At 43.3% G+C, this 14,556-nt stretch carries 10 protein-coding genes; 3 read left to right on the top strand and 7 right to left on the bottom strand.

All coding sequences use genetic code 11. The features are described from left to right. Positions 1-122 precede the first annotated feature (122 nt). The 3 genes from VM932_RS15735 to VM932_RS15725 all read right to left on the bottom strand — a co-directional run bounded on the left by VM932_RS15735 (position 123) and on the right by VM932_RS15725 (position 8,681). Positions 123-3,452, bottom strand: a complete 3,330-nt coding sequence (locus VM932_RS15735; protein ID WP_326280081.1) for a VCBS repeat-containing protein — start codon at positions 3,450-3,452, stop codon at positions 123-125. A 116-nt stretch (positions 3,453-3,568) separates the two neighbouring features. Then, positions 3,569-5,446, bottom strand: a complete 1,878-nt coding sequence (locus tag VM932_RS15730; protein WP_326280078.1) for a RagB/SusD family nutrient uptake outer membrane protein — start codon at positions 5,444-5,446, stop codon at positions 3,569-3,571. A gap of 10 nt (positions 5,447-5,456) precedes the next feature. Next, positions 5,457-8,681 carry a SusC/RagA family TonB-linked outer membrane protein gene (locus VM932_RS15725; RefSeq protein WP_326280076.1) on the bottom strand — a complete coding sequence of 1,075 codons (3,225 nt, stop codon included), beginning with the start codon at positions 8,679-8,681 and terminating at the stop codon, positions 5,457-5,459. A 278-nt stretch (positions 8,682-8,959) separates the two neighbouring features. On the opposite strand from VM932_RS15725, the gene VM932_RS15720 reads away from it, so the two are divergent. From VM932_RS15720 to VM932_RS15710, 3 genes are all read left to right on the top strand, one after another. Next, complete coding sequence (locus VM932_RS15720) at positions 8,960-9,976, top strand: GntR family transcriptional regulator (RefSeq protein ID WP_326280074.1); 1,017 nt, start codon at positions 8,960-8,962, stop codon at positions 9,974-9,976. 1,160 nt (positions 9,977-11,136) lie between these two features. Next, positions 11,137-11,550, top strand: coding sequence for a response regulator (locus VM932_RS15715; protein WP_326280072.1), 414 nt, complete (start codon positions 11,137-11,139; stop codon positions 11,548-11,550). Between the two features lie 10 nt (positions 11,551-11,560). Further along, positions 11,561-11,998, top strand: a complete 438-nt coding sequence (locus VM932_RS15710; protein WP_326280070.1) for an ATP-binding protein — start codon at positions 11,561-11,563, stop codon at positions 11,996-11,998. Between the two features lie 132 nt (positions 11,999-12,130). Here VM932_RS15710 and VM932_RS15705 read toward each other — a convergent pair whose 3' ends face one another. The 4 genes from VM932_RS15705 to VM932_RS15690 all read right to left on the bottom strand — a co-directional run. Next, the gene (locus VM932_RS15705; protein WP_326280068.1) at positions 12,131-12,511 is read right to left on the bottom strand and encodes a response regulator; all 381 of its coding nucleotides are present in this window, start codon (positions 12,509-12,511) and stop codon (positions 12,131-12,133) included. Next, a complete protein-coding gene (locus tag VM932_RS15700; protein WP_326280066.1) occupies positions 12,483-13,526 on the bottom strand; it encodes a response regulator in 1,044 nt (347 codons plus the stop codon). The genes VM932_RS15705 and VM932_RS15700 overlap by 29 nt, the downstream gene beginning before the upstream one ends. A 22-nt stretch (positions 13,527-13,548) precedes the next feature. Further along, positions 13,549-13,974 (bottom strand): response regulator, encoded by a 426-nt coding sequence (locus VM932_RS15695; RefSeq protein WP_326280064.1) that lies wholly within the window; start codon positions 13,972-13,974, stop codon positions 13,549-13,551. Continuing rightward, a partial coding sequence (locus tag VM932_RS15690) for a sensor histidine kinase (protein WP_326280062.1) occupies positions 13,971-14,556 on the bottom strand: 586 nt, incomplete at its 5' end. The genes VM932_RS15695 and VM932_RS15690, both read right to left, overlap by 4 nt.

Genomic DNA, 14,556 nt, shown 5'->3' with positions numbered 1-14,556 from the left:
TATTTGGAAGAAAGTTAACTACTTTATCCCTTATTTTTATTCCGAGAATATTACTTCAAGTCTTTTTGATCGGAACAAGCAAAGGTTTGAACAAAACATATCGAGTAAGCATGGGAACAATACTATTTTTTGAATTCATATGCTTTCAAGTCCTTTCCCCTTATACCGAACAATAGTTTATCATCCATGGGAACCGAACTTCTAACATCACCGATTATATGCAAACCGGATTCCGTCTGAGGGACATAGTTGAAAGATCCTTGACCATCCCCTAAAAGAAGGGTTCCATAGTTGGCATCGAATTTCCCAAGTCTAAGTTTAAAATACCGGTTGTTGCCCAATAACAATATATCTGAGTTTCCATCATGATCAAAGTCTTCAATCACTGACAAGTACACACATGAGTACTGTGCCTGTTCGGGTAGCCCTATCATTGAAAACTTTCCTTTCGCAGTACTCAACAACAAGGATGTGCGTAAATGATTGGCGGTTAATTTTGTAGCCCTTCCCAATTGCTCGGGTGTAAAAATATCTTCCATAGTGGCATCGGCAAAACTCTCATAGCTGGTAAAGCGTGAGCGAAGATTCGCGAGCTGTCCCAACAGCTCATTTCTGGTGACATAGGGGTAGGCCTTCCCTTGAATGTAAAAATTGAGTATGGGATCGACCGAACCGTTTTTATCGTAATCTGCGTAATACAATTCTGCAGGTTCCTCTTCGGAGGCCTTAAACTGAGAGTTGGTTCCTAGGTTGCCGAGCACAAGATCGGGTAAGCCGTCCCCATTAAAATCACCCACATCTATGGAATTCCAGAGCCCATAGTATTTTTTGTCCAGATACCTATGAGTTTCGTCTTTTAGGATTCCGGAGCTGTTCATATAAATGGTTATGGGCATCCATTCGCCGACTACGACCAAATCCTCGCTGCCATTCTTGTCAATATCCAACCAAACGGCATCAGTAACCATTCCGGATTCCTTTATTTGTGGGCACAGGCTTTCGGTAACATCTACATAATGGGCATTGCCGTCATTCTCCAAAATATAGCTTTTCGGGCTTTCTGGATATCTTCCCGGAATTACCCTGCCTCCCACAAAAATATCCAAATCCCCATCCCCATCGATATCTCCGCTACGAACAGTCCCGCTATTTGTCGGCATTTCTGGAAGGTGTTCTTGGGCATAGGTAAACTTTCCATTTCCATTTCCCAGATACAAACGATCTTGTAACAATGAGTCGGAGGCTCCAAAATTATGATAACCGCCACTGGCCACATAAATATCGGGGAAACCATCCCCATTGGCATCGAAAATGGCCGCATCACTGTCATGGAACCCACTATGCTCCAAAAAAATGTCTACTGAAAGTTTTTGGAACCTTCCATTGGCCTGCTGCATAAATACTTGTGCCGGTTTTCCTTGGGATCCACCAATAAATAAATCGTCCAGACCATCATTGTCAAAGTCTCCTTTGGCCATTATGGGCGTATTATGGGAAAATTGTGATATAAGTAGGCCCTGACGCTTAAAATCGTTTATCTTGGAAGGGCTGTCCGTGAACCTTAAAGGAGGGGGCACTTCACGTAACAAAGTCTGTTTGTCCATGGCATTCTGGGTTTTTCGAATGGCATTTTGTTCCTTTAGGACCAGTACGCCATCCGCTTCTGCCCGAAGGATCGTTTCCTCTCCCCCACTATTCCATCGAACTTTGACCGAATCGATTTTCTTATTCTTTCCCAGCCCAAAATGAAGGATTGGAGATATGGTTGACAGGTAGCCCCGTGTAGGCATTTGAACCAGGGTTTGTTGCAAGGAATCCTGATAAAGAGTGACCTTGGTGCCTATCCCTTGGGTATTGCCCTTATCCCCCTCCAATTTTATTTGTAAAAAATGCTTGTCCTTGGACGGTGTGTTATTGACATATATTGAAGCGGGCCTGTTAATGTTGTTGACCACCAAATCCAAATCCCCATCATTGTCCAAATCAGCATAGGCAGCTCCGTTGCTATTGACTGGCCCATCAAGTCCAAATTGTAGGGTGCTATTGGTAAAATCATTGGCTCCATTTTGGGTAAAGAGGTAATTATTGAGTTTGGAAGAGGGCATTTTTTCAACGAGTTCAAGTACATCTTCCCTTGTGAACCGACCTTTGGATTCCATGAAGTTTTCCATGTAATCAATAAAATCCAAGTTCGTGTAATCCCGCAGGTACCCGTTGGTCACAAAGAGGTCTTTCCAGCCATTGTTGTCATAGTCTGCCCAAAGGGCCGCCCAGCTCCAATCAGTATTGGAAATCCCGGCCAATTGTCCAATTTCACTAAAACTGCCATTTCCATTGTTGACCTGAAGCATGTTGCGCATATATTGATAATGAAAACCACTGCGGACATTCAGGTCGAACTTCTCATAATTGTCCGGTGATAGCAACAGCTTTTGCCGACGGTTGTCCTCTGGCAGCATATCGAGGGTAAATATATCCTGTAAGCCATCGTTGTTTATATCCGCTATATCGTTGCCCATGGAGAAATGACTCGTATGGCCCAGTTGTTCCCGCAACCTATTTACAAAGGTTCCGTCCGTTTGGTTCAAGTAAAGGTAATCCGGTACGGCATAATCATTGGAAACGTAAAAATCGGGCCAACCGTCATCGTTAAAATCCCCAATACCGATGCCCAATCCATAGGTCAGGGCAGAACCACTGATACCTGCACCGACCGTTACATCCGAAAAACGGCCATTATTTTGTCGGAACAGCCGTATTCCTTTTAGGGGGTCGTCCATTTCCAAAAACCTCTTGGTATTGGACACATTCAGGACAGGCAAGGATTTTGGATTATGGTTCAATAGAAGCATATCCAAATCACCATCACGGTCGTAATCAAAAAAATAACCTTGGTTACTAAATGCATTGCTGTCAAGACCATATTTTTTTGCCCGTTCCTCAAAAATGGGCACCCCATTTGTATCATTGCCCATATTGATGAACAATTGGTTGGTTCTCTTCTTTGGGGGCAATGCTCCCGAATAACAAAGGTAAAGGTCCATTCTTCCATCACCATTGACATCGGCGGCGGTAATACCCGTTTTCCATGGCCCTGGCCTTCCTGCCACATTTGCCTGAGAAGTAATGTCCATGAATTTCATCCCTCCCAGGTTTAGATAGCATTTGTTCGGCCCAGCATTGGAAGTAAAATAAAGATCGATCAAACCATCATTGTTAAGATCCGTTGTGGCCACACCACCACCGTTATATAGGTATTCGTACATCAAAACATTGAGGTTTGGCCCTTCTTGCAATGTATTTTGAAAAGTAACTCCGGAAGAATCAGGTGGAATGGATATGAACACCTTGGGCCGATCATCTTCCTTTTCCGAAGAAATTCCCTTTCCGTCCTTTTTGTCGCAGCCGACAAAAAAAGTCAACAATAGCAAGAATAATGGGCAATACCTCATTTGAACCGTTCTGTTTTTGAAATCCCTAAAAAAAAGTCCCACCCTTTTTAAGGTAGGACCTAAAATAATTAAAACCAACGAACCTGACCGATTGGACCAATTCTAAAATCACCTGATCAATAACCAGGGTTTTGAACCAATAATTCATTCCGGTTTATTTCATCCCTGCTAAGGGGCATAAAGTACATCTTATCATCCCAAGTCCTGGACTCATTTTCCGTATTGTCCACCACATTATAAGTGTAATCATAAACATTTGGATCGTATCGGTAAGGGACATGTGGAGTGGCCCCTGTCTTTAAGGTAGCTGTCACTCTTATCACCTTTATGCCCCTACCCAAGGTTTCAGGGGCAATCAACCATCTACGGGCATCAAAATAACGTTGCTCTTCATAAGCGAGCTCGATTCTGCGCTCGTTACGGTACAGTTCCATAAGCTCACTGCCCGTCGCAGTAACTGCAGGCATTCCAGCCCTAAATCGTATCCGGTTCAACCATAAAATAGCCTCGGCCTCATCGCCCGTTTCCAAACAGGCTTCCACATAGTTCAATGCAATCTCGGTATACCGGATAAATGGCCATGGCACCAATTGTACACTTGACATATTATCCGGCACGGAGGGGTCCGGATCGATGAACTTTCTTACATAGTACCCTGTTCTGGAACCATTCCAGTTCTCTATGGGCGAACTTCTTGTGTCCACTCCCGCTATGGTTCCACCAGATCCATCATCATAGGTTCCGGTCTGTATTTGGTCATAGGGATCGATCGATGCCACATCGCTGGGGCGTGGTTTCCAATCTGCACCATCGTATAATATGGTCGCGTAAAATCTAGGGTCCCTATCCGTGTAAGGTGCGGCAGCATGCTCAGGGTTTTCCCAATCAAACTTTGAACCGTCCATCATTTCATAATCATCCACCAACTGTTGGATTGGCGTATTACCGGCCCAGTTATGATATCCATTGGGCCCATTATTGATTCCTTGGTGAATTCCTCCTAGAGGCCAATTGTTCTCTACCGTATATAGGGCACTATGGGTTCTCTCAAAGAGTATATCGGAATGGGCGGCCGCATCTGCAGCTCCACTGCCGCCTCCCATGGAAAGGGCCACATAATTTGCTTCTCCCTCTTCGGGACTGACAGGCGAGGTCAAATCCAATTTATAGCCCGTGGTGGCATCCAACAACGCTTTCGAAGCCTCCTTGGCCGCATTCCATCTTGATGCCCTATCACCTGAGGTATAGGCAACCAATTGTAAATCGGAATAACTGCCATGAGCCGAGGATTGAGCAGATACCGTAGGACCATGTCTTAAATCACTGGCCGCGTATAACAACACCCTGGATTTTAGTCCCATCGCACTAAGGTCAGAGGCTCTACCCGGAGTGGCAGCTTTACCCTTGAGCAAGGCAATCGCCTGCTCAAGATCATTTAGGATAAAGTTGATACATTCTTCATAGGTACCGCGCGCAACGGAGTAGTCCTCATCCAGTCCATAGGGCTGGTCTATAATTGGTGAACCTCCATAATATCTTACAACTTGATGATAATAATAAGCTCTAAGAAAATAAGATTCCCCCAACAGTCTATCCCTTAACTCATCATTATCAAAAGTGGCTTCGGGCAATTCTGCTATAGCAATATTGGCCTGTCTAATGGCCGAAAACAGTTCATCCCACTGAGGGATTATATTGGCATTTCCAGTACCTGTTGGTGACAATGTACCTTCCGTGATCACATTTATTCCCCTACCCGAGTGGGTAAACATGGCCTCATCGGTCAATGAAGCCAATCCCTCTTCTTCAAAACCTCCATAGTGAAGATGTGAATAAACACCGAATACGAAGGCCTCCGAGAGGGCACCATCCCCCCAAGTCGCATCCGAGGATACTTTATCCAAGGGTTTGGTTTCCAGATAATCTTCCGAACACGATATGGGAACGATTGCCATCACAGCAATCAATAGGGTATAGAGTTTTATATTTTTCATGACAATCAAATTAAAATTTTACTGTAAATCCAGTGTTTATAACTCTAGCTTGTGGATAAAACTGTCCACTGTTAACCGTGGACTCAGGGTCGTAAATATCGTTTTTTGCCCAAGTAAACACATTGTTGGCACTTACATATAAACTAAAGCCGGTAAGTCCTAGGGGTTCCAGTAGTTTCTCCGGGAAATTATAAGCCAATTGTATATTCTTAAGCCTTATATAATCCTTACTGAACAGGTAATAGGTATTGTTTCCATAGCTTCCACCCGTATAATAGGTATCTCCCCTGGTCGCCAACCTTGGGTGTACACTGCTCGGGTTGGTTATACTCCAACGATTATTGTAAGAATACCGTAAATAGTTGCCAATATCCCCCGATTCTGTCTGAATGGGTAGAGAGGCCCCTGTCGCTCCTTGAAATAATACTGCCAATGTAAAATTCTTGTATGCAGCGTTAAAGGTGGCACCGAAGTTGAATTTGGGCACGATGTTCTCTTCAAGTCGAACTTGGTCGTCTCCATTGATGGCGCCATCGCCATTGACATCCTTGAACTTCATGTCACCCGGTCTAAGGGTCGGTGTCACCTCGCTATAATCAAGGGTGTTCGCTGATATATCGGCTTCATCCCTAAACACCCCGTCATATTCATATACAAAATAGGCCCCGATGGGTTTACCTTCCTGACGCTGGTATTCCGGGGCTCCTGGAATTTCATCCATAAACACCACTTCGTTCTTGGCATAGCCTCCGTTGATTCCCACATCCCATGAAAGACCATCTTGGCTACCTCCATAATAGTTAACGGCAAATTCAAAACCTTTGTTTGCCACTTCCCCGGCATTTACCGGTGGAAGTTTGTCCGAAATACCGGAAGAACCGGGAGTAGAACCTGTTTCACGAATCAAGATTTGATCTCTTTTGTTGTAGAAATATTCGAAACTCATGCTTAAAGAGTTGTCAAAAAGATAGGTATCCAAACCAAGGTTAAAGTTATTGGCCCTTTCCCATGTAAAGTTTGGATTGGCCAAAAGCGCTTCTTCCAAAGTGTTTGCCACCGCTCCGTTTATGGGAAATTGGTTCGGGGAATATGTTGACAAATAAGCATATTCCTGTAACGAGCCGTCAAAAAACACTTGGTCGTTGCCCATTTGACCATAGGAACCCCTTAACTTCAGGTAGTTAATGGCATCAACATTAAACCATTCCTCATTGGAAACGTTCCATCCCACTAAGAACCCAGGGAAGAAACCGAATCTATCATCGGCCGGGAAAATATAGGACCCATCGTACCTCCAGATGAATTCAGCCAAATATTTTTGTTTATAATCGTACTGGACACGACCATAATATCCCAAACGAGCTCTATCAAACGCCCTACCGTCAACTTCTTGTCCATCTTGTCCACCAAAGAAAAGCTGATCGATGGAGGAGGAAATAAAGTTTCTGCTGTATGCAGAAAAGAACTCATTTTGAAAACGCTCACGTGTAACACCTGCCATGATATTAAGGGAATGGACATCGTTAAATACGCGGTCGTAATTCAGCAAAGCGGTAAGGTTGGTATTAAGGTTGTTTGCAGAGGATTGGGTTAACCTAGGGTCCGTAAAACTGGAACGTATGTTGGCTGTCAGTATAGGTTCCCCTGTATTTATATAGGTTTCCCTATCCAATGAATACAACTCCCATGGCACTTGCCAAAGTTTCCTTCTAATTTGACTTTGGTCGATACCTGCCAACAATGTCAACTTTAAGCCCTCGACCCAGGGTTGCGTAATATCCACAGAACCTGTAAACTGAAGATAATCACTGGGCTGTTTATCATATCCTGTTGCATTTGTGGTAATGACCACCGGTTGCTGGCCATTTTCTATATCCGGCCCTGGCTCACCGGTCGGCCAAATGGCCGGGTCGGTAGGCCTACCTCTCATCAACATCCTAAAAATGGCCCCTGAACCTTCAGTTGGGTAGCGCCTATCTTCCTTTCTATAGGCAAAACCAAGTTTTGTTTGAATATAATCGTTGACCTTGATATCTGTATTGATCCTAAAGTTATACTGCTGATAACGCGTCGATGAGTTTTTATAGTAAGCGTCTTGATCAAAATACCCTATGGATGAAAAGTACTTGATGTTCTCTCCACCTCCCCTGATCGAAAGGTTGTGCCTACTCTGCATGGACCAGTCTTTAAAGGTAGCATCGAACCAGTCCGTATTCGGGTACAGCCAAGGGTCGGAACCCTGTGCATAACCTTGAACGGATTCCGGTGAAAAAGCTGCATTTACCGTTTCATCGGTCGAAGGAATTGTATAGCTTCCCGAAGTACCAAATGCGTTCCAAGCAGCACCCCATTGACCAACAGGAATGTTGCTGTTGAAAATGGTGATCTCGTTCATAATATCCGCATATTGCACGGCACCGGCCATATCGGGCACTTTGGTAGGTTGTGACATACCAAAATCCGCAGTATAGGTAACTTCCGGTTTACCTACCCTACCCTGCTTTGTAGTAACGATAATGGCACCATTTGCAGCTCTGGCACCATAAATGGCGGCAGAAGCATCCTTAAGCACCGAGATATTTTCGATATCATTTCCATTTAATCTTCCAATACCTCCATCTCGATCTGGAATACCGTCAATTACAATTAGGGGACTACTGTTTCCCAAGGTGTTGGTACCACGAATGCTAATACTTGCAGCATCGCTACCTGGTTCGCCACTGGTCTGGATAACGACAAGACCGGGCAGTCGACCGGACAAGGCATTGGAAACACTAATGGTCGGAGCGGTTTCCAAAACTTCTCCCTTAACCGCCGCTACGGCACCGGTAACGGTAGCCTTTTTCTGTGTACCATATCCAACGACCACAACTTCATCCAAGGAAGCCAAGTCTTCTGCCATAGCCAAGTTTATGGTGGTTCTGTTATTTACGGAAATTATCTGGGCTTTGAATCCAATGGAGCTAAACCTCAAGGAGGTTGACCCCTGAATTCCAGAAATGGAATAATTTCCATCAAAATCTGTAATGGTTCCCTTTGAAGAGTCGTTCATGTCAACAATAGTGACACCTGGCAGCGGTTGTCCATCTGAAGCGGCGGTGACTGTTCCAGTGACAGTGATACCTTGGGCCTGCGCAGTGGAAAAAAATACACCTCCGATAAACAGGACAAAGGCCAAGAAGATACAAGGTTTAAAACCCACGTATTTCCTGTTCAATGACGAATGGTTGTTCATAAATTAAATGTTATTTATTGGTTATGTGTTTCTACGAGCAACACCGCTCTCACAGACACAAAAAATCTATGATACTCTGTGCTACTTTTGCTAAATTAACGTTAAATTTATAATATAAAAAAAATTAGAAGTGTTTTTTTAACAATACTATAATTGAGTGTGGTTTATATTGAAAATTCAACATGTTCCATTTTAGCAATAGTGGAAGTATTCAAGTGCACCAGGCTACATTTACCTTATTTGTGACGTTGAATACTTCCAATTAATACTGTGCAAACATGGCGTTGTTAGATAGAATATTGGAATTTCGGGACAGTCATTTATTATCCAAACATGAAATGCTGGTCCAAGGTGTTATCGAAGCTATCAGGGAAGGTGAATTTCAGGTTGGGGATAAGCTACCATCGATTAACATTATGGTCCGGGATGTGGGATATGCCAGAAAAACCATTGTCAGGGCCTATGAGGAACTAAAAGACCGAGGTCTTGTGGAATCCAAAAAAAAGCAGGGCTATTTTGTCATCAGTCAGGAGACAGGGGTGCTTTTACGGGTCGCATTGCTATTGTTCGCTTTTCAAAGTTTTCAACAAGACTTTTACAACAACCTTCGAAATGAACTGGGCAACAAGTTCCAAGTGGATGTCTTTTTTCATCATAACAATCTCTCCATTTTCGAGACCATGATAAGTAATATCAAAGGAAAGTATGGTATGTATATGGTGGCCCCGATACAAGACGATGCCGTTATACCCATGTTACGGTCCATCCCTCCAAACAAATTGATTTTGGTGGATAGGTACTTGGACCTGGGCCCGGAATATTCGTTCATTGCACAGGAGTTTGAAAATTCCACCTACAACAAGATGTTCGAATTATTGCCCGAAATTCAAAAATATGAACAAGTGGTACTGTTTCTCGATAACAAAACGGATTATTCTCCGCCAGGCATTCGAAATGCTTTTGAACGATTTGTAAAAGACCATGGTATTAAAGGCAGCATAGAAGAAAGCTATGTGCCGGAAACACTCAAAAAAAACACACTGTATTTCATCAAAAATGATTCCATCCTCTGGAAATTCTTAAAGGAATGTTCTCAAGGACAATGCACTTTGGGCAAGGACTTGGGCATTCTTTCATATGATGACAATGTGCTCAAAGAAATTATTATGGGGGGCATAACCACCATATCCACCAATTGTAAAGCAATGGGCAAAATGGCAGCAAATTTCGTGGTGCACCAAAACAAAATCAGGACCATTGTCCCAACCGAACTGATCAGGCGCAACTCACTCTAATCGCAATCAAGCAAAACAACACCCAAAAAAAAAACAAGGAAATGGCAGAAAAAAGGGTAAAACAATACTACTGGTTGTCCTATCCAATTGGAATTTGAATGCGCAAGATTCCCTGCCAGAGCACAAAAATCCGGAAATCCTCACGAACTATACAGAAGAACCTCATGTCCCTTTTCATCATTGTAATGATCAATGGTTGCAAGCTCCCTTGGAAAAGCTTTCCAATTACCAATCTTCGAACGGAGTTTGGAGCTATGATCGGCCATCCAAACCTACTGATGGACATAAAGAATTTTACTGCCTAGAATAGGAAGTATCGGGCCAGGACCACCTAAATGTTCCTTTCGGGGTGCAAATGAAAGGATATGGTTCCCTACATATGCCAATATCGAATATGGATAAAAAAGGGAGGTGGACCTATCAGGCAACATATGCGTAAACCTAAGAGCATTTGGAGGGCCAACCACCAAATGGCCATAAATAACAAACGGGAAACAATCCCCCGCGAAGATCTTTAGAAAGTCGGTGCAAAAAAACAGTTTTAAGTATGCAAGGGAAACAGTGTACGAATTTATCGAGACGGTAAATATTTGGCCTCCTGTGCCGATATCTCGGGAATTCGCAAAAACCCGGGCCCAATGCTTTGCCCGAGCATCCCAAACCCACGTATAACATCGATTATAATATATTACAATTACACATATTTTAAAAGGCTTTGCTATTTTACCAATATGCTCTTTGTCCTTGCAGGCTTTCATTGCTCTATATAGTTTATCTCTAAAATTTGCTTGCCTAGATAAACACCGGACACAGAATACCTGTTCATGCGTTTAAAATTGAGCATGTCCAAAATATCAACAAACAGTCGAACAACGGCCTTCTAGGACAAAACTTGGAGTGCTTCAAGACTTCGGTGTTTAAAAGGCCAACAAATTCGTTGACAAATTTTGTTTTTTATTCCTGCCAAACAATTTAAATGGTGTAGCCCTTGCCGGATTCTATTTGGGTGCCAAGCCCATTGAAATAAAAAGAGCCCTGAAAAGTTTCTCCTATCACAGGTTTACCCAAAAAAATACATTTTTTTAAATAATTTTGCCTTTCGGTCTTTATCCAAAAGCAATCATTTGACCAATCCATTTCAAACATTTTTTATAAACAGTATGTACAAAGAAATTTATTTGATAGACGATGAAGCATTGGTCAACGAGGTGAACACCATTCACTTTAGGAGGTTGGGATTGGGGGATCGGGTAAAAAGCTTTACTAATCCCGAACTTGCACTGGATAATTTGCGGTACCGCGAGAACAAAAACCAAAACACTTTGATACTCCTCGATATAAACATGCCCGAAATGACGGGCTTTGAATTTATGGAATTCATGCTCCTTGAGGAATTCCCTGGGACCAATGAGGTTTTGTTGGTAACATCTTCGGCCAGTGAAGCCGATAAGGAGGAAGCAAGGAAGTATGGCAAGTATGTTAAGGATTTTATTATCAAACCCCTGCGAATAGAACATTTGGAAGATTATTTGCAAGTATCCAATAAAAATGAAGGTCCACTAGACAAAAAATAGTGCTACGGACATGTATTCCCCACAATTAGGAACCAAAAGACCGGTTGATATTGTTGAATCACCCAGGCCTGCACATTGGGTTGTTGATGGCAATTATAAGCTTGGATTTTTCAATAGCCACTTTAGGGAAAGGTCTGAAAGTGAATTTCTTTTTTTGCCTTCCGAAGGAGTCGGCCGAAGTTCTGGAGGACATTTTTGGCCATTTGCCCACTGGGGTTCGGAAGGACATACCTTGACCAAGGTGTCGGATATTGGTATCGGAATGGACTTGACCACCGATAGGCAACAAACAATTATTAATATGTACGGAAGGTTCAATGGAGCCTTGGAAGGAAAGGGAATGGTTCTATATTTGGTCAAGGCCCGAATTGTGCTAATGGAGGGAAAAATCGAGATACTGAGCCAAAAGGAAGTAGGTACTACTTTTATTCTGCATTTCAAAAAATAAAGTGGGCATCCAAGAATACGAGTACCAATAGGGTATGGTGCCAAATTGATACACGCCAAAACCATAGGGTTTTGGCAATAATTACTGTTTTTGCCCAACCGCTATCCAAAAAATGCCGATGCACAAGTTCCCTTAAGCCATTGTGCCTTTTATCATATCCAAGGAAAGAGGCTTGGTCAAATAGTCCTTAACGAGTTGATACGTTTTAGCCTTTTCCCTGTCGCCCGGGTCCGTAGAAGAGGAAACAATAAATACGGATATTGATTCGGCCTTGACCCAATCGCTTTGCTCTATGGCATCCATAAACTCCCATCCGTTCATCTCCGGCATGTTAATATCCAGCAAAATGGTGTAATGGCCCTTCTCGTTAAAATTATCCTGTAAAAAGTCCAAGGCCGCCCTACCATTGGAGAACTCCTTTACATTGAAGTCTGGCGCGACCTTTTGGATCATTTTAAGTGCTAGCCAATTGAAAATCGGGTCATCATCGACCAGCAATACTGACTTCTCCATGTTTGGTATGGGTTTGGTTCATTGAATTGCTCTCTATATTTAAATCATCGATGATTTTACCTAGTTCACTGCCCGAACCCTTTATTTGGTTGAGCAGAAATGGAATATCATCGGGATCCACCACGTCCAGTTCCAGAAGGTGTATAATCGATAACAAACGTGCCAATGGAGCGCGAACCACGTGGGACTGGGTCCAAGCTATATCCTTTAATTTCCGGTTGTGCCCTTCAATGGTCCGGATATATTCTTGTTTGTCCGTGATATCCTTGGCAAGAATCAGCCTCATTATTTTGTCCCCGTACTCAATCTCACTGCTGTATATTTCAACACGTATCTCTTGGCCCGTTTTCAATAAGTGCTCAAATTCACCCGCATAGTGATTGGAACAATCCCTTTTTCGGTCCTTTAGGCTTTTTTCAAGATGCTTTACCTGGCTCCTTGGCCTTATGTCCTTGATGGTCATCCTTTCGAACTCCTCCAATGTATAGCCGTATTTATCAACGGCCGCCTTGTTCACGCCCAAAAACAACAAGGTATCCGGATCATAGACCCACATGGGCTGGGGACTGAAATCAAACAGGTCCTGATATATCTTTTTGTTTTTGTTCAATTGGGCGATGTAACTCTTCCGCTCTAGGGCATAGATAATGGACTTGTAAATGATCTCGGGGCTGATCTCGTCCTTGATCAAAAAATCCGACACCCCTTTGGACAATATCTTTCTGGCCAGTTCAATATCCGAGTAGCCCGTTAGGATGATGATAGGAATATTGCCACTGACCTCTTGGACCTTTTCCACCAATTGCTCCCCTTTCAGGTCGGGCAGTATCAAATCCAATAATATTATGTCAATATTTGCAAAGGACTTAATATCGGTTATGGCCGATTCAAAGGTCTCCTTATGGATGACCCTGATGGCGCTGAATTTTTCGATCAAATAATCGTCGATCAACATAAAATCACCGGGATTGTCCTCGATCACCAGTATGGAAAGTGGTTGGTTATCCTTTGTCATGACATCATTTTTTAATGCACAATCAACCTGCTAATGTAACAAGTTCGAGCCAAAACTCCTCGATTTTTAAAACAGCCTCCACAAAACCGTCCATATCCAAAGGTTTTGTTACATAACAATTTGCATGATTCTCGTAGGCCATATTGATATCCCTTTGGTTAGAAGAGGTGGTGAGCATGATCACGGGTATCTTCTTCAAGGAAGGGTCTTGCTTTATTCGCTTGAGCACATCATGCCCGTTGAAAATAGGCAGGTTGATGTCCAAAAGGATAAGGTCGGGGCTTTCCACCGAGGCATATTCTCCTTTCTTAAATAGGAAATCCAACGCTTCCTTACCGTTCCTCACCACCTTGATATCGGTTTTGATTTTGCTCTCCTCAAAGGCATCAAGGGTCAGTACGATATCCCCCTCATTGTCCTCGACCAATAATATGTGTACGGTTTTCATGACTTGTTCTTGTTTATAGTGAAATAAAAGGCACTTCCTTTGCCCGGTATGGACTCCAACCAGATCTTGCCGCCCCAAGATTCCACATTTTTCTTGGATATGGACAGCCCCATTCCCGTACCATCATAGGTGTCCCTGTCATGGAGCCGTTGAAAGATGATAAACACCTTGTCATAAAAGCTGGGATCGATGCCGATACCGTTGTCCTTTATCTTCACTTGCCAGTGATCTTTCTTGCTGGACACGGTGATTTTGATCTGCGGGGGCACCCCTTCCCTCGAATATTTGATGGCATTGTCCATCAAACAGTGGAAGGTCTGGGCCAATGGTGCCTTATAACAGGTGACCTTGGGAAGTTTCCCCTTGACGATCCTTACCGACTTCTCTTTTATCAACCTGCTCCGCAGTACTTCGTACTCTTCGGCCAGTTCGTTCAGATCAATGGTCTCGGGGGGCTCATCCGATCTTCCCGCACGGGAATATTCGAGGAGGTCCAGAATGATCCGCTTCATCCTCTTGGCCCCATCGGTGGCAAAATGGATGTACTGGTCCGCCTTTTCGTCCAACTGGCCACTGTACTTT

Origin of the sequence: Flagellimonas halotolerans (assembly GCF_035818535.1) — a bacterium.
Lineage (GTDB): Bacteria > Bacteroidota > Bacteroidia > Flavobacteriales > Flavobacteriaceae > Flagellimonas > Flagellimonas halotolerans.
Note: the sequence above shows the minus strand (reverse complement) of the source record. Positions and strands in the feature narration are given on the sequence as shown.